The sequence below is a fragment of the Streptomyces sp. KL109B genome (genome assembly GCF_030766935.1).
In the GTDB taxonomy this organism is placed as follows: Bacteria; Actinomycetota; Actinomycetes; order Streptomycetales; family Streptomycetaceae; genus Streptomyces.
Map to the genome: position 1 here is coordinate 462,382 of NZ_JASERL010000003.1, position 16,236 is coordinate 478,617.

Below are 16,236 nucleotides of genomic sequence, written 5' to 3' on the forward strand. Positions count from 1 at the left end.
CGGGCACACCTAGTGAGTGCTCTTGGGTGCTCCTGAGGCGCGGTCGTAATCGTGCCGGTACAGCAGCGTGCCCGTGGAGGAGGGCTTGCCGACGCAGGAGGAGTCCACGACGAAGGCCGTCACCTGGTGGGCAGGGTCGGTCTTGTGGGGCAGCACGACGAGGTAGGCATTCTTCCCCTCGTACGTGCCTGTCTCCGCGGCGAGTGGGTCCTCGTTCCGGTGGGTGCCGAGTTGGACGCACGGGGGCACCGAGGGGGCGCGCTTCTGCATCGGCGCGTTCGTGCCCTGGGTGGCGGGGCCGTTGTTCTCCGTGCTGAGGGACGGCGAGCCGAGCAGCGACGTGACCCTGGTCTCCAAGGTGTCCTTGGCGAAGGTCGATGTGGTGCCGCTGTCGCTTCCGGTGCTCCTGTGCGCGGTCGGGGTCCCGCCCTCGTCGTTCTGGATGAGCATGGCCCCCACGCCGATCGCGGCGACGGTCAGGACAGCTCCGAGTACGGCTCCGGTGCGCCTTCGGGTGCCGCGTGGCTTGCGCCCCGGCCCGGTACCGGCGTGCGGGTGCCCGGCAGGACGGTCGACGGCCGCGGTCGATGTTTCACGTGAAACGGGCCCCGTTTCACGGTCGACCTCGGCGGCCAGTGCCGCGTCGATCCGGCTCGCGATCTCCTCGGGCATGCTCGGCGGACCCGGCACGGTGCCGAGCGTGCCCCGGATCTCCTCCAGGGACGCGAGGACGTCGGCACAGAGCGCGCAGCCGTCGAGGTGCTGCTGTATGTCCGACGTACGGGTGGGAGGCAGCAGGCCCTCGGCGAGGTCGGAGATCTCGGTGACCTCCGGGTGCTCTGCCGTGTCGGTCGTGGATGTCACGCTCGCCCACCTCCGCCCTTCACCGCAGCCGAATCGCTTGGTCCTGCCTCGTCACGAGGCCCCGCTGCCGGTGGGACGGATGTCCCCTGCGCCCGGTTCCTTCCTGGGAGCGGGTTCTCGCCACTCTCCGCGCGTCCGTTCTCCGTGCGGAGGTGCGTCAGGAGCGGGAGCAGTTTGGCTCTGCCGCGTGCGCAGCGACTCTTGACCGTGCCTGTGGGCACGTCGAGGATCCGGGCGGCTTCGGCCACTGGGTACCCCTGCATGTCGACGAGGACGAGGGCCGCCCGCTGCTCGCTCGGCAGGACCGAGAGGGCCTCCAGGAGCTGGCGGTGCAGATCGTCCCGCTCCACGGGGGCGTCCGCGGATTCGTGGGGCTCCAGAAGCTGGTCCAGGCGGTCGGCGTCGTCGACGGGGGCGGTCCTGCGGGAGGCCATCTTGCGGGCCCGGTCCAGGCAGGCGTTCACCGTGATGCGGTGCAGCCAGGTCGTCACCGCGGACTGGCCGCGGAAGGTGTGGGCCGCCCGGTAGGCCGAGACGAGGGCGTCCTGCACCGCGTCCGCGGCTTCTTCCCGGTCCCCCAGCGTCCGCAGGGCCACGGCCCAGAGGCGGTCCCGGTGCCGCCGTACAAGCTCACCGAAGGCATCCTTGTCGCCCGCGACATGGCGGGTGAGGAGGTCCTGGTCGCTCGCTTCGCCGTAGGCGTCGTCCACTGTCGAACCCCCTCCCCGTGGTGAGTCCCGCCCGTCAGCCGGTGAACTCCACGTCGGTGATGCCCTGCTTGTAGCCCGCGCTGCTGTACCCATCCTGGCTCGCGTGGGGCAGGGCGGTCAGCCAGACGAGTACATAGCGCGTCTTGACCGGGTCATCGGCCGTGATCTTGGCGGAGGTCTTCGTCGACTCGGTCTTGGACCCGATCTGCTTCAGGCCGGACACCGAGCCCGGATTGAGTGAGGGCGCGGCGTACAGGGAGACCGTGGTGTGGTCGCCGCCGTACCGGAGCCCTATCGACGCGGCCGACACGTCCTTCTCGGAGCCGAGGTCGTAGACGATGCCGACGCCTGGCTTGATGACCATCTTGGGGCCGTCCACGAAGGACTTGGTCCGCCAGTACGTGGACTTGCTGTCGTCGTAGGTCTTGTCGACGTCGTCCGCGGCCTGGGCGTCGCCCTCGGCGACGTACTCCTTGGCGCTCTGGATGGCGATCGGCTTCGCGTCCGGCTTGCCGTCCTTGCCGCTGTCGTCGGAGCTGTCGGAGGACCCGGAGCTGCCTGTGTTGTTGCGGTCCATGAGCGCGTCCGCGAGCTGCCAGCTGCCGAGGCCGAGGGCCGCGATGAGCAGCGCGGAGACGGCCCACTTGAGAGCCTTGCCGGTACGGCTGTGCAGGGGTGGCGGCGGGGTGGGGACGGGCTGGGTGGCGCGCGGGGTCGAGCGGCCGTAGCTCCCCTGCTGGTACGTGGTCCGCTGGTACTCCGGCGGCGCGGTGAAGGCGGGCTCCGGCGGGCGGATCTTCGGCATCTCGCCGATGGCCTTCACCAGGTCCTCCGGCGTGGTGCACGGGGGCTCCTGGCGGGACGCGGTCGCCCCGTCGTTGGCGAGCGCGCGCATGGCGAGCTCGGCGAGGCCGCGGTGGACGCCTGCGCGCACCTGGTCGGGGGCGATGAGCCCGACGTCCTTCGGTAGCCCTGACAGGCCGTAGGCGTCCTCCTCGTACGGCCAGCGCTGGGTCAGGGAGGCGTACAGGAGGGCGCCGATCGCCTCGGTGTCGGCGCGCTGCGGGGTGTCGCAGGTGATGCCGCGCAGCGCCGCGTTCACGGCGAGGCCGCGGATGCGCCACTGCCCGGTGGAGGTGCGAAGGACGGCGCTCGGCGTGAGGCGCAGATGGGCGAGGCCCTCGCGATGGGCGGCGGCCATGGCGTGGGAGACCTGGCTGACCATCTGGTACGCGTCGTGGGCCTCGAGGGGGCCGAGCGCGAGCAGGGCGGTCAGCTCCGTCGCGTCGGGCAGCCACTCGTGGACGACGTAGACGAGGTCGTTCTCCTCGACCGCGTCAAGCACCTGCACGAAGCGGGGGTCGCCGAGGAGGGCCGAGGAGCGGGCGGCGGCGAGCACCGAACGGCCCCTGGGGTGGTCGGCGGGGAGGATGTGCACGCCGACGGCACGGCGGAGTTTCTCGTCCACCGCACGCCAGCTGCTGAAACCGTCCAGACGGGTGACGCACTCCTCGAGGCGATAGCGCCTCGCGAGCTTGTGGCCGCTGTGCAGCTCGGGCGGCGACGAGGCGCCGGGGCTCAGATGAGTCCCCGTTTCCGCGGTGTCCGCGTTCTCCTCGCGCGCCGGCGCGTCCTGCTCCCCGGTCTCGGCCACCCCGTCGGCCGTGGCCTGCTCCGCCTTGTCCGCCTTGGCGGTCAGCGGTTCGTCACCGCTGTTGTCGGCCACGTCGACGGCAGCCGTGCTCCGTTCCGCCACCGTCGTTCCTGCCTCCCCATCCGTTGCGCTCACTCCGACGCCAAAGCCAATTGTGCCCACAGTCCGGCGCTATGCACGACACGCGATGGCCGCCGAAGGTTGCACGCAGTTCCGGACGACTCAGCGGCCGAGACGGCCGCGGACCATGCCGACCAGCGAATTCAGTTCTTCGATCCTCATCTTGCGGGCCGCCACGTAGAAGACCCCGAGGAGTGCCGCACTGCCCACGACCAGCGCCGCGATCGAGCCGAGCACGCCGTGGCCCAGTGCTTGCGTGACCGCGTACCCGATTCCGCCGCCGATGACCGTCGCCGGCAGGGACGCGAGGCAGAGCCTGGCGTAGGTGCGGACGACATGCGCGCCGTCCAGGTCGCCGCCGAGCCGGTTGCGCAGGCGTCGCCACGCGACACCGACCCCGATCGCGTACGCGATGCCGTAGGACAGTGCCATGCCGACGACCGCCCACTGAGCGGGCAGGATCAGGTAGCAGATGCCCGAGGCGGCGGCGTTGACCGCGGCGACGATGACCGTGTTGTAGAAGGGCGTGCGCGTGTCCTCGTACGCGTAGAAGCCACGCAGCACGACGTACTGCACGGAGTACGGGATGAGGCCGATTCCGAAGGCCATGAGGATGTAGCCCATGGACTGGGCGGCCTCGGTGCCGCTGGTGCCGAAGAGCAGGGTGCACATCGGGACGCCGAGCGCGACGAACATGAACGAGATCGGGACGATCGCCACGGCCGAGGTGCGCAGGCCGGAGGAGATGTCGTCGCGGACCGCGCCCGGGTCGTTGTCGTGGGCGGCGCGCGAGATGCGCGGCAGCAGCGCGGCCATGACGGAGACGGTGATGATGGCCTGCGGCATGCCCCAGATGAGCTGGGCGTTCGAGTAACCCATGATGCCCGCGCCGGCCTTGCCGGACGCCTCACCGGCCGCCGTGGCGAGCTGGGTGACGACCACGACGCCCGCCTGGTTGGCGAGCACGAACAGGACGGTCCACTTGGCGAGCTTCACGGCCTTGCCGAGGCCGTGGCCCTTCCAGTCGAAGCGCAGCCGGAAGCGGAAGCCGGTCTCGCGCAGGTACGGGATCATCGCGAGGGACTGCACGACGAGGCCGAGCAGGGTTCCCATGCCGAGGAGGCGGATGCCCTCGTCCGGGATGGTCGTCACGCCCATGTGGGACTCGGAGGCGGTCCCGTAGACCCAGATGAACAGGCCGAACGTGCAGATCATGACGATGTTGTTGAGGACCGGGGTCCACATCATCGCGCCGAACTTGCCGCGGGCGTTAAGGACCTGGCCCATGACCACGTGGATGCCCATGAAGAAGATCGTGGGCAGGCAGAAGCGGGCGAAGGCGACGCCGACGCTGTTGGCGGCCTCGTTGTTGGCGATCGTCGGTGACATCGCGTGGACCAGCAGGGGCGCCGCGAGGACGACAACCGCCGTGATGACCGCGAGCGCCACCATCACGAGGGTGAGCAGGCGGTTGGCGAAGGCTTCGCCGCCGTCGTCGTCCTCCTTCATGGCGCGCACGAGCTGCGGTACGAACACGGAGTTCAGGCCGCCGCCGACGGTCAGGATGTAGATCATCGTCGGCAGCGTGTACGCGACGGTCCACGTGTCACCGAGCAGTCCGGCGCCCAGCGCCGCGGTGATCACCATGGTGCGGACGAAGCCGGTCAGACGGGAGACCAGCGTGCCCGCCGCCATCACCGCGCTCGACTTAAGGAGGCCGGAGGCGCGTCCGCTCTTCTTCGGCGCGGGCGCCGGTGCGGGAGCGCCGACCGGTGGCGGCGGTGGCTGCGGAGGGCCGAGCTGTGTGGTCGGGTTGTCGACGGGCTCGGCCGGCGGGCGGCCGCCGCTGTGGCCGGGCTGCTGGTCGCGGTACAGGTGCGCGAAGGCGTCCGGCTCGTGGCTCTCCTCGGCGGAGTGCGTCACCAGGTCGTCGACGCCCACGAACTGCGTCGTGCGGGCGTTTTCGCCGTACGGCAGATGCTGGGTGGGGCCCGCCGGCTCAGGCGCGGGCGTCTGCGCCCACACGCGCGGGTCGGGCTGGTACTGCTGCGCGGGCGGCGGCGCGTACAGGGGCTGCTGCGCCTGGTACGTGCCCGGGGGCGGCGGAGGGTGCGCGGCGCGGTCGTACAGCGCCTCGGTCACCGGGTCCTGAGCGGTCAGGTCGTGCGCCCGGTACGGATCCTGCTCGTACGCGTCCTGGAGGTACGCGTCCTGCGGATATGTGTCGGGAGCGGGCTGCGGCGGCGGCACCTGCCCCTCGGGCTGCTGTGAACCGGCGTACGGCCGGCCATCGCCCGAGGCAGAGCCGCCCGAGCCGCGGCCACGTTCACCGTCGTACGGCGCGTTCATGGTTACCCCACCTCATCGTCCCCGGCCCAGCGGCCCCGACTTCGCTCAACGGTCCACTCTCTCACCCGGGCCCGACGGGGCCGCGCTTTCCGAAGCGGTGTCAGCCGTCGGGTCACTCGGCTGCTGCGGAACGTCTGCCCGTGGGGCGGCGGCCGAGTCGCTGTCCGGCTCGTCGCTCTGATCGGCGCCCGGCTCGTCGTCCGTTTCGGCTTCCGCGGCCGCGGAGCCGCCCTGGGGGGTGTTCGCGTCGGGCTGCGTGGTGGCGGCGGCGCGCTTGCGCTGCTGGTACATCCGGTAGCCGGCGAGGACGAGCAGCAGGACACCGCCGGCGATGACGAGCATCACGGTCGGGGTGACCTCGGTGACGTCGACCTTGAAGGAGAGCGGGGCGCCGTAGGGCTCGCCGTCCTGGGTGTACAGCTGGGCGCGCACCCAGATCGGGCCCGTGGCCTTGGCCGTGGTCGTGAACTTCACGGACTGGCTGTGCCCGCTGGCGATCTTCACTTCCTGGTCTTGGAACTTCTTGTCGCCGATCTTGAGGCGCGTGCCGTTGTCCGAGGTGAGGCGGAGCGTCAGATGGTCGACGTCCTGCCACAGGTTGTTCTGCACCGACACCGGGATGGTCGCGCTGCGCCCGGAGAGCTTCACCTCGGACTTGTCGATCAGCGTCACCTGGTCGGTGAGGCCGGACAGGTACCCGGAGACACCGTCCCGGAAGCCCGTCGACGCGCCGGAGTCGCTCCGCCACGACGTGGACATCTCCCGGTCCATCGCGCGGCCGAACGGCGTCACCACGCGGGACTGGTCGGTGAGGACGACCTTGAAGTTCTCGAGGTCGCGCTGGGTCGCCCGGATCTGCTCGAAGGCCGACTGCGGCAGCTCCTGCTTGCGCAGCGACGACGGGTACGCGTTCGGAACCCGCGTGGTCGCCCGGGCGTCGGGCTTCGCCTTCGCGGCGGCCGACAGGGTCTGGGACTGCGACCAGGTGCCGTCCTGCAGCGCGTGCAGCGCCGTGGCCATGGTCTGGGCCTGGCTGGCGGTGGGCATGCGCTGCGGGGCCATGACGACGCTGCGCTGCTTGGGCGTCTGCTGGTTCAGTACCAGGGACTGCGCGAGGAACTTCTGCACGGCGAGCGTGGAGCTCTCGGCGCCCGTCATGTCGCCCTGGAAAGCGGTCGACAGGCGGCCGTCGGCGACCATGGCCGTGGCGCCGCCGCCGATCGGCCGTGCGGCGGACGGCGTGTACGTGAGGCCGCCGGTCTCCGGGAAGTGGTCGCTGCGCGCGATGATCTTGTCGGCGCCCGCGGACGTGGCGACCTTGACGATGTCGCGGTCGACGGCGCCTTCGGCGGGCCAGGCGTAGGACGTGTCCGGCTTCGTGTGCAGGATCGTCTGCACGGTCAGCGTGGCGGCGTCCGTGGCGTCCTTGAGGTGGCCGAGGGAGCCGGTGACCTTCGTGCCCGTGTGGGCGAGCGAGGCGAGATCCGGGTCGGCGAACGGGAGCGTGACCACCTTCTGGCCCTGTACGGCGGTCTCCAGGTCGCTCAGCCACTGCTTGGCGGCCGCCTGGTCCTTGCCCGCCCTGAGCTTTCCGTCGGGTCCCTTGACCTTGTACGGCTCCGTCATGGCGTCGACCGAGGCCAGCAGGTCGGGGTCGATCACCCAGGTCACGTCGAGGTCGCTGCCGAGGCTCAGCATCTGCTGGAGACGGCCGCCCGGACCGATCTGCTTCGCCAGGTCGTTGTCGTCGAAGACCGGAGTCTGCTGTTCGTTCGCGCCCGTCTCGGCGGTGAGGTGGGAGTCGGAGATGAGCGGCCACAGGGCCGTCGTCTTCGTCCTCGTGTCTGCGCTCGCCGGTTGCCAGGGAAGGAAGGTGCGCTGGATGCCGAGCGTCTGCTGGTACGGCAGGGCCGAGGTCTGTCCCATCAGGGCGACGCTGAGCTGGTAGACACCGTCGGCACCGAGGTGCAGCGCCTTGACGGGGACGGACAGCGTGAAGTCCTGTGCGACGCCGGGCGCCAACTTGGCGAATTTCTGTCCGTACTTACGGGACACCTCGTTGCCGTCCGCGGCGCCGCCCGTGCCGTTCTTCGCGGCGTTGTCGAGGGCCGAGCGGCCGCTGTAGGACGCGCCGACCCGCAGGCCCACGTGCGCGTCGGTGACCGTTCGCTTGGCCTTGTTCGTCACCGTGCCGCTGACCTTGACGGTGTCGCCGTCCGTCGGGGCGCTGGGCGAGAGCGAGTTCACGGCCACGTCGACCGTGCTGGTCCCCGTCGCGTCCGCCGCGGCGGTGGCCGGGGTGGACGCTCCGGCCGGAGCGGCGGCGGGCAGCAGCGGCAGCGACGCCAGGAGTGGCGCAGCCGCGAGCAAGGCTCCGGTGCGCCGTAGCAGTCGCCGGGCCGGTGAGGGACTCACCGTTGGGATGTCTGCCGCCTCGGCCACGTGGTCGTCCGTCCCTCGTCGTCGTCGGTGGTCGCAGATGTGTCCACGCATGGTAACGAGGAGCACTGTGGCTGAGTGCCACGGTCTGCCCGGCTGGATCGTGGGGCAAGGGTAGGTGGACCGCCGGTGTGCTCCGGCCACGGGCCCGGGAAACGGTTCGGTTCGGGCCGCTCGGGCCACGTACCCTGTCCTGTTGTGCCGAACGCCAATGAAGACAACCCCAGCGCCCTGAGCCAGGTGCAGCACCGCGCGGTCAGCGAACTGTTGCGGGTCTCACCCGTCGCAGACGATCTCGCCCGTCGATTCCAGGAGGCCGGATTCTCCCTCGCCCTGGTCGGTGGTTCGGTGCGGGACGCACTGCTCGGCCGGCTCGGCAACGACCTGGACTTCACCACTGACGCCCGCCCCGAGGACGTACTGAAGATCGTCCGCCCGTGGGCCGACGCGGTGTGGGAGGTCGGGATCGCGTTCGGCACCGTCGGCTGCCAGAAGGACGCCCGCGTCGGAGACGCTGATCATCGCTTTCAGGTCGAGGTCACGACCTACCGGTCGGAGGCGTACGACCGGACCTCGCGCAAGCCCGAGGTGTCCTACGGCGACTCCATCGAAGAGGACCTGGTCCGCCGGGACTTCACCGTCAACGCGATGGCGGTGGCCCTTCCCGAGAAGGAGTTCATCGATCCGCACGGTGGCATCAAGGACCTGTCCGAGCGGGTGTTGCGCACGCCCGGCGCCCCGGAGGACTCCTTCTCCGACGACCCGCTGCGGATGATGCGGGCCGCCCGCTTCGCCGCCCAGCTCGACTTCGAGGTCGCTCCCGAGGTCGTCGCCGCGATGACGGCCATGGCCGGCCGCATCGAGATCGTCTCCGCGGAGCGGGTACGTGACGAGCTCAACAAGCTGATCCTCTCCGCGCACCCGCGCAAGGGCCTCACGCTGCTCGTCGAGACCGGCCTGGCCGACAGCGTGCTGCCCGAGCTGCCCGCTCTGCGTCTGGAGCGTGACGAGCACCACAGGCACAAGGACGTCTACGACCACACGCTGATCGTCCTCGAGCAGGCGATGGCGCTGGAGACCGAAGGCCCCGATCTGACGCTGCGGCTCGCCGCGCTGCTCCACGACATCGGGAAGCCGCGCACCCGCCGCTTCGAGAAGGACGGCCGCGTCTCGTTCCACCATCACGAGGTGGTCGGCGCCAAGATGACGAAGAAGCGCATGACCGCGCTCAAGTACTCCAACGACTTGGTGAAGGACGTCTCGCGCCTCGTCGAGCTGCACCTGCGCTTCCACGGCTATGGGACCGGCGAGTGGACGGACTCCGCGGTACGTCGCTACGTACGCGACGCAGGGCCGCTTCTCGACCGGCTGCACAAGCTGACCCGTTCCGACTGCACGACGCGCAACAAGCGGAAGGCCAATGCGCTCTCGCGCGCGTACGACGGCCTTGAGGAGCGCATCGCGCGGCTCCAGGAGCAGGAGGAGCTGGACTCGATCCGGCCCGACCTCGACGGGAACCAGATCATGGAGATCCTGGGCGTCGGCCCGGGCCCCGTGATCGGGCAGGCGTACAAGTTCCTGCTGGAACTGCGCCTGGAGAACGGCCCGATGGAGTACGACGCCGCGGTGTCGGCGCTCAAGGAGTGGTGGGCCGCTAGCTCTCAGAGCTGAGACTGTGCGACGCGTCGGGCTCCGTTTCACGTGAAACGGAGCCCGACGCGTATTTAAGGGGGCGATGTTTCACGTGAAACGGTCCTCGCGCGCAGAACCAGGGCCGTCGCTCCATAGAGGACCGATACCAGGACGACGAGGGGAATCGAGCGGCCGTCCGGCGGAAGCATCAGCGCCGCCACTCCGGCCGCACCGACGAAGGAGACGTTGAACAGCACGTCGTAGACGGAGAAGACCCGGCCGCGGAACCCGTCGTCGACGGACGACTGTACGACCGTGTCCGTGGCGATCTTCGCTGCCTGTGTGGTCAGGCCCAGGACGAACGCGGCCACTATGGTCGGCGCGGGTTCGAAGGTGAGGCCCAGGGCGAGCTCCAGGATGGACGCGGCACCGGCACAGATGACGACCCACCCCGTCGAGCCGAAGCGGCCCGCGGCCGCCGGGGTGATGGCCGCCGCGACGAAGAAGCCGGCTCCCGAGACCCCTACGGCGAGGCCGAGCAGGGCCAGCCCTTCGGACTCCGTGGACGACCATGCGTACCGGCACAGCATGAGCATCATGACGAGCAGGGCGCCGTAGCAGAACCGCATCACCGTCATCGCGGCGAGGGTGCGCGCGGCGGACGACCGCGAGGCGAGGTGCCGGACCCCGGAGGCGATGTCACGGGCGGCTCCGGAGACCGCGACCCTCAGGCGCGGCTGGATCAACTCCGGATCGGGGCCGAGGAGTTGTGCGTCCATGCGCAGGGAGGCGAGCGCGGCGCACAGGTAGAGCAGTGCCCCGATGAGGACGACCGCGGCGTCCGAGTCCGAGGCGATCAGACGCACGCCGAAGGCGAGGCCGCCGCCCAGGGTCGCCGCGAGCGTTCCCGTCGTCGGGGAGACGGAGTTGGCCATGACGAGGCGCTCCGCGTCGACGACACGGGGCAGCGCGGCCGAAAGTCCGGCCAGTACAAAGCGATTGACCGCGGTGACGCACAGCGCGGACGCGTAGAAGAGCCAGTCCGGGGCGTGGCTCAGCATGAGGGCGGCCGTCGCGGAGGCGAGCAGGACCCGCAGCAGATTGCCGTACAGAAAGACCTGGCGGCGGCGCCAACGGTCGAGGAGGACACCCGCGAACGGGCCCACGAGGGAGTACGGCAGCAGCAGTACGGCCATCGCGGACGCGATGGCGGCGGGAGACGTCTGCTTCTCCGGCGAGAACACCACGTAGGTGGCGAGCCCCACCTGGTACACGCCGTCCGCGCCCTGGGAGAGCAGCCGCAGCGTCAGCAGACGCCGAAAGTCGTGCAGGCGCAGGAGTACGCGCAGGTCACGGACGACAGCCATGGAGCACAGCCTCACATACGAGGCAGGCCCCCGGCCGCACAATATGTACGAGCCGAGGGCCTCAACAGCCTTCAGGCGGCGGGCGTTTCACGTGAAACACCCACATCGGCCTTCAGGGGACGGTCAGCGCTCGACCTCGCCCTTGATGAACTTCTCGACGTTGTCGAAGGCCTCGTCGTCGAAGTACTGCACCGGCGGGGACTTCATGAAGTACGAGGACGCGGAGAGGATCGGGCCGCCGATGCCGCGGTCCTTGGCGATCTTCGCGGCGCGCAGCGCGTCGATGATGACACCCGCGGAGTTCGGGGAGTCCCAGACCTCGAGCTTGTACTCCAGGTTCAGCGGGACCTCACCGAAGGCGCGGCCCTCGAGGCGGACGTACGCCCACTTGCGGTCGTCGAGCCACGCGACGTAGTCGGACGGGCCGATGTGGACGTTGTTCTCGCCCAGCTCGCGGTCGCGGATCTGCGAGGTGACGGCCTGCGTCTTCGAGATCTTCTTCGACTCGAGGCGGTCGCGCTCCAGCATGTTCTTGAAGTCCATGTTGCCGCCGACGTTGAGCTGCATCGTGCGCTCGAGGCGGACACCGCGGTCCTCGAAGAGCTTCGCCATCACACGGTGCGTGATGGTCGCGCCGACCTGCGACTTGATGTCGTCACCGACGATCGGGACACCGGCCTCGGTGAACTTGTCAGCCCACTCCTTGGTGCCGGCGATGAAGACCGGGAGGGCGTTGACGAACGCGACCCCGGCGTCGATGGCGCACTGGGCGTAGTACTTCGCCGCGTCCTCGGAGCCGACGGGCAGGTAGCAGACGAGAACGTCGACCTGCTGGTCCTTGAGAACCTTGACGACGTCGACGGGGGCCTCGGAGGACTCCTCGATCGTCTCGCGGTAGTAGCGGCCGAGGCCGTCGAGGGTGTGACCGCGCTGGACCTGGACGCCCTTGTTCGGCACGTCACAGATCTTGATGGTGTTGTTCTCGGAGGCGCCGATGGCGTCCGCGAGGTCCAGGCCGACCTTCTTCGCGTCGACGTCGAACGCGGCGACGAACTCGACGTCACCGACGTGGTAGTCGCCGAACTGTACGTGCATCAGGCCCGGGACCTTGGTCTCCGGGTCGGCGTCCTTGTAGAACTCGACGCCCTGCACCAGCGAGGCGGCGCAGTTGCCCACGCCGACGATGGCTACGCGAACCGAACCCATTCCGGTTGCTCCCTGTGTGTACTCGGTGAAGTCCTGACCGGACTTCACGTGGCGGTGTCGTCGGACGGATCCGGCCGGGTGCTGTCCCGGTTCCGGGGCAGGCCGCCCGTCTCTCCAGATGTGTCCTGCTGAGCCGCGTCCCCCGGGCCGGAGCTCCGTTGGTCGCGGCCCGCGCGCTCGCTCTCGATGAGCTCGTTCAGCCAGCGCACCTCGCGCTCCACGGACTCCATGCCGTGGCGCTGCAGCTCAAGCGTGTAGTCGTCCAGACGCTCGCGGGTGCGGGCGAAGGAGATGCGCATCTTCTCGAGGCGCTCCTCCAGCCGGCTGCGGCGACCCTCGAGGACGCGCATGCGCACGTCCCGCGACGTCTGCCCGAAGAAGGCGAAGCGCGCGGCGAAGTGTTCGTCCTCGTATGCGTCGGGGCCGGTCTGCGAGAGCAGGTCCTCGAAGTGCTCCTTACCTTCCGCCGTCAATCGATAGACGATCTTGGCGCGACGCCCTGCGAGTGGTGCCGCAGTGGTGTCGGCGGGTCCTGCACCCGACTCCTCGATCAGCCAGCCATTGGCGACCAGCGTCTTGAGGCAGGGGTACAGCGTCCCGTAGCTGAAGGCGCGGAAGATCCCGAGCGATGTGTTGAGTCGCTTGCGCAGCTCGTAGCCGTGCATCGGGGACTCGCGGAGCAGTCCGAGGACGGCGAACTCCAAGATGCCGGAACGTCGGCTCATCGTCGCCTCCTCTCTGCCGCGGCCCTCTGTAGCGACTCTTTATGTCGAGCTGATGTATCGACTCGATACATCCCGACGATAGAACTGCCCTTCGGCCGCGGCAAGTGGGATCACGGTGAACGGCGTCACATCACCGATTCGTAGGAATCGAGTTGCCTGTTTTGGGGTGAAGTTCGGCCCTAGGAGGGTTTTGACGGTGCGTAGTCTGTCCGCCATGCAGACCACCGGGAACCAAGTGACGCCTGTGAGCGTCGTCGTCCCCGGTGTAGTGCGGGTGAGTGCCGAGAGGGGCGCACCCGTACTCCGGGGGGACCGGAAACCCGACGCCGTTTCCAGGCGCGCGATGCCGCGCCTGCCCGAGGAGTAGTCGTTCGATGAGCGAGCACCGTCGCAAACCGCCGCAGCCGCAAGGCGGTGGGCGCGCCGCGGCCCGTCGCGGAGCATTCGGAGCACCATCGGGGCGCCGCGCGGCGCCCCGCGGAGGTTCCGCATCGTCCTCCGCCTCCGCTTCCTATGGCGCCCCGAGTGCATCAGGCTCGTACGAGAGCCCCGAGGGAGACCGTCCGTGGGGCGGTCGCGCCGAGGCTCGTAGAGCTGCTCAGCGCGGCGGGAGCCGACGCAGGTCACCCGATGGCGGTGGAGCCGGCGGCGGTGGCGGTCGCCGCGGTGGCGGCGGTCCCGGTGGTGGCGGCCGTGGCGGCCCCTACGGCGCCGGTCGTGGTGGGCCGGAGAAGAAGAAGTTCGTCGACTACCCGCGTGCGTACAAGCACGGCTGGCGTCGCTGGGTGCCGTCGTGGCGCCTGGTGACCGGCATGTGCGTCGGCCTGTTCGGCAGCATGATGGTCGCGGCCGGCATCGCGTACGCGCTGGTGGGAGTGCCCGACCCGGCGAAGACGGCGACGGCGCAGAACAACGTCTACTACTGGTCCGACGGTTCGCAGATGGTCGCCACCGGTGGTGAGACCAACCGGCAGATCATCAAGTACGAGGACATCCCGAAGTCCATGCGCTACGCCGTCATGTCGGCGGAGAACAAGACGTTCGAGACGGACAAGGGCGTCGACCCGATGGGTATCGCCCGTGCCGTGTTCAACATGGCCAAGGGCGGCGAGACCCAGGGCGGCTCGACCATCACCCAGCAGTACGTGAAGAACGCCATGCTGGACGACCAGTCCCAGACGGTGACCCGAAAGCTCAAGGAGCTGTTCGTCTCCATAAAGGTCGGCCGGACCGTCGACAAGGACGACGTCATGGCCGGCTATCTGAACTCGGCGTACTACGGACGCGGCGCCTACGGCATCCAGGCCGCGGCCCGCGCCTACTTCGACGAGGACGCCACGAAGCTCAACGCGAGCCAGACCGCGTTCCTCGCGGCCGTGCTGAAGGGCTCGACGTACTACGACCCGGCGGGCTCGCCCGGCATCGACCCGGTCAACGCCACTCCGGAGAAGAACCGCGAGCGCGCCACGAAGCGCTGGCAGTGGATCCTCGACGAGGAGCTGAAGGACGGGCGGCTGACCCAGAGCCAGCGGGCCGGGTTCAAGACCTTCCCCAAGCTGAAGAGCCCCCGCGCCAACGCGCAGCTCGGTGGCCAGACCGGCTATCTCGTCGACCTCGCCAAGGCGAACGCGATCAAGAACAGCAACGGCAAGATCACCGAGGACGACCTGCAAAAGGGCGGCTACGAGATCCACACCACGTTCAAGAAGAACAAGGTGAACCAGCTCGAGAACGCCGTGAAGAAGGTCCGCAAGGAGAACCTCAACAAGAACCGCAAGGTCAACGGGAAGTACGTGGACCGGCACGTCCAGTTCGGCGGTGCCTCCGTCAGTCCGGAGTCCGGTGCGATCGAGGCCATCTACGGCGGTGAGGACGCCACCAAGCACTTCACCAACAACGCCGATGTGACCGGCGCCCAGGTCGGCTCGACCTTCAAGCCCTTCGTGCTCGCGGCCGCCTTCAAGTACGGCGTCAGGAACCCGGACGGCCCCGAGGACCAGGGCCCGGACATGCGCACGATCGCCTCCCCCAAGAGCCTGTACAGCGGCAAGAACGGGCTCAAGATCAAGGACTGGAAGGGGGACATCTGGACGAACGAGAAGGGCAAGCAGTGGAACCAGACCAACGACGGTAAGCAGTCCTACAACCGCCCCAGCTACCAGATCGATCTGCGCGAGGCCATGCGCGAGTCCGTGAACTCGGCGTATGTGCAGCTGGGCATGGACGTCGGCCTGGACAAGGTGCGCGCGGCGGCCAAGAGCGCGGGCATCCTGGACAACAGCTTCGCCTCCTCCAACTACCCCTCGTTCTCCCTCGGTACCTCCGACCCGAGCGCGATCCGTATGGCGGGTGCCTACGGGACGTTCGCGACCAGTGGCCAGCAGAACGACCCGTACTCGGTGAAGTCGGTCGACCACGGGGGCGAGAACGTCTTCCGGCACGATCCCCAGTCGAAGCGCGTCTTCGACCCGAAGGTCGCCGACAACGTCACCGACGTCCTCAAGACCGTCGTCGACGACGGCACGGGTACGGCGGCGCGGCTGCCGGGCCGCGACGTGGCCGGCAAGACCGGTACCACCGACGGCAACAAGTCGGCCTGGTTCGTGGGCTACACCAAGCAGCTGTCCACCGCGATCACGATGTACCGGATGGACGACAACGAGAAGTCCCAGAACCGCAAGTTCCTGGAGATGTACGGCACCGGTGGCCAGGAGAAGATCCACGGTGCGTCGTTCCCGTCGGAGATCTGGCACGACTACATGACCCAGGCTCTGAAGGGGCAGCCGAACCAGCCGTTCCCGACGCCCGAGCCCATCGGTGAGCTCGTGGGCTCGACGCCGAGCCCCACGCCGACGCCGTCCGTCTCGACGTCGCCGACCGAGTCCGCCTCGCCGTCCCCGTCGACCAGCGAGAGCTCCTCGCCCTCCCCGTCGCCGAGCGAGACGTGCAGCGACTGGGACATCGCCTGCAAGAACAACAACGGGAACGACGGCGGTATGGACACCGGAGGCACCGACGGCGGTACGTCGGCTTCGCCGTCCGACGGAAGTACCGACGACAGCGGGAACCCACAAGGCAACGGGAACGGAGGCGGCCTCTTCGGAGGCCCGGACGGTCGCTAGCCGCCTGGCTCCCGGCAACAACGCATCGTGTTTCACGTGAAACGCTGC

General features: G+C 69.2%; 10 protein-coding genes. 2 read left to right on the forward strand and 8 right to left on the reverse strand.

Going from position 1 to position 16,236, the window contains the following annotated elements; all coding sequences use genetic code 11:
- Nucleotides 1–9: 9 nt before the first annotated feature.
- The 5 genes from RBJ65_RS13450 to RBJ65_RS13470 all read right to left on the reverse strand — a co-directional run bounded on the left by RBJ65_RS13450 (nucleotide 10) and on the right by RBJ65_RS13470 (nucleotide 8,139).
- Entirely contained in the window at nucleotides 10–864 is an 855-nt protein-coding gene (locus tag RBJ65_RS13450; protein WP_306322700.1) for an anti-sigma factor, read from the reverse strand.
- Nucleotides 861–1,574: an RNA polymerase sigma factor SigM gene (gene sigM, locus RBJ65_RS13455; RefSeq protein WP_306322701.1), complete on the reverse strand. Its 714-nt coding sequence runs from the start codon at nucleotides 1,572–1,574 to the stop codon at nucleotides 861–863. Before sigM ends, RBJ65_RS13450 begins: the two co-directional genes overlap by 4 nt.
- A 34-nt stretch (nucleotides 1,575–1,608) precedes the next feature.
- Complete coding sequence (locus tag RBJ65_RS13460; RefSeq protein ID WP_306322702.1) at nucleotides 1,609–3,330, reverse strand: protein kinase family protein; 1,722 nt, start codon at nucleotides 3,328–3,330, stop codon at nucleotides 1,609–1,611.
- 120 nt (nucleotides 3,331–3,450) lie between these two features.
- Nucleotides 3,451–5,697 (reverse strand): murein biosynthesis integral membrane protein MurJ, encoded by a 2,247-nt coding sequence (gene murJ / locus RBJ65_RS13465; RefSeq protein ID WP_306322703.1) that lies wholly within the window; start codon nucleotides 5,695–5,697, stop codon nucleotides 3,451–3,453.
- A gap of 45 nt (nucleotides 5,698–5,742) precedes the next feature.
- Nucleotides 5,743–8,139 carry a DUF6049 family protein gene (locus RBJ65_RS13470; protein ID WP_306322704.1) on the reverse strand — a complete coding sequence of 799 codons (2,397 nt, stop codon included), beginning with the start codon at nucleotides 8,137–8,139 and terminating at the stop codon, nucleotides 5,743–5,745.
- Nucleotides 8,140–8,334: 195 nt separating this feature from the next.
- Here RBJ65_RS13470 and RBJ65_RS13475 point away from each other — a divergent pair, with 195 nt between their 5' ends.
- Nucleotides 8,335–9,807 carry a CCA tRNA nucleotidyltransferase gene (locus RBJ65_RS13475; protein ID WP_306322705.1) on the forward strand — a complete coding sequence of 491 codons (1,473 nt, stop codon included), beginning with the start codon at nucleotides 8,335–8,337 and terminating at the stop codon, nucleotides 9,805–9,807.
- A gap of 53 nt (nucleotides 9,808–9,860) precedes the next feature.
- On the opposite strand, the gene RBJ65_RS13480 is transcribed toward RBJ65_RS13475, so the two are convergent.
- The 3 genes from RBJ65_RS13480 to RBJ65_RS13490 form a co-directional block, all read right to left on the reverse strand.
- On the reverse strand, nucleotides 9,861–11,135 hold the full coding sequence (locus RBJ65_RS13480) for an MFS transporter (RefSeq protein WP_306322706.1): 1,275 nt from the start codon (nucleotides 11,133–11,135) through the stop codon (nucleotides 9,861–9,863).
- A 123-nt stretch (nucleotides 11,136–11,258) separates the two neighbouring features.
- Nucleotides 11,259–12,341 carry an inositol-3-phosphate synthase gene (locus RBJ65_RS13485; protein WP_306322707.1) on the reverse strand — a complete coding sequence of 361 codons (1,083 nt, stop codon included), beginning with the start codon at nucleotides 12,339–12,341 and terminating at the stop codon, nucleotides 11,259–11,261.
- 44 nt (nucleotides 12,342–12,385) lie between these two features.
- On the reverse strand, nucleotides 12,386–13,066 hold the full coding sequence (locus RBJ65_RS13490; RefSeq protein ID WP_306322708.1) for a PadR family transcriptional regulator: 681 nt from the start codon (nucleotides 13,064–13,066) through the stop codon (nucleotides 12,386–12,388).
- Between the two features lie 374 nt (nucleotides 13,067–13,440).
- On the opposite strand from RBJ65_RS13490, the gene RBJ65_RS13495 reads away from it, so the two are divergent.
- Nucleotides 13,441–16,188, forward strand: a complete 2,748-nt coding sequence (locus tag RBJ65_RS13495; RefSeq protein ID WP_306322709.1) for a transglycosylase domain-containing protein — start codon at nucleotides 13,441–13,443, stop codon at nucleotides 16,186–16,188.
- Nucleotides 16,189–16,236: the final 48 nt, after the last annotated feature.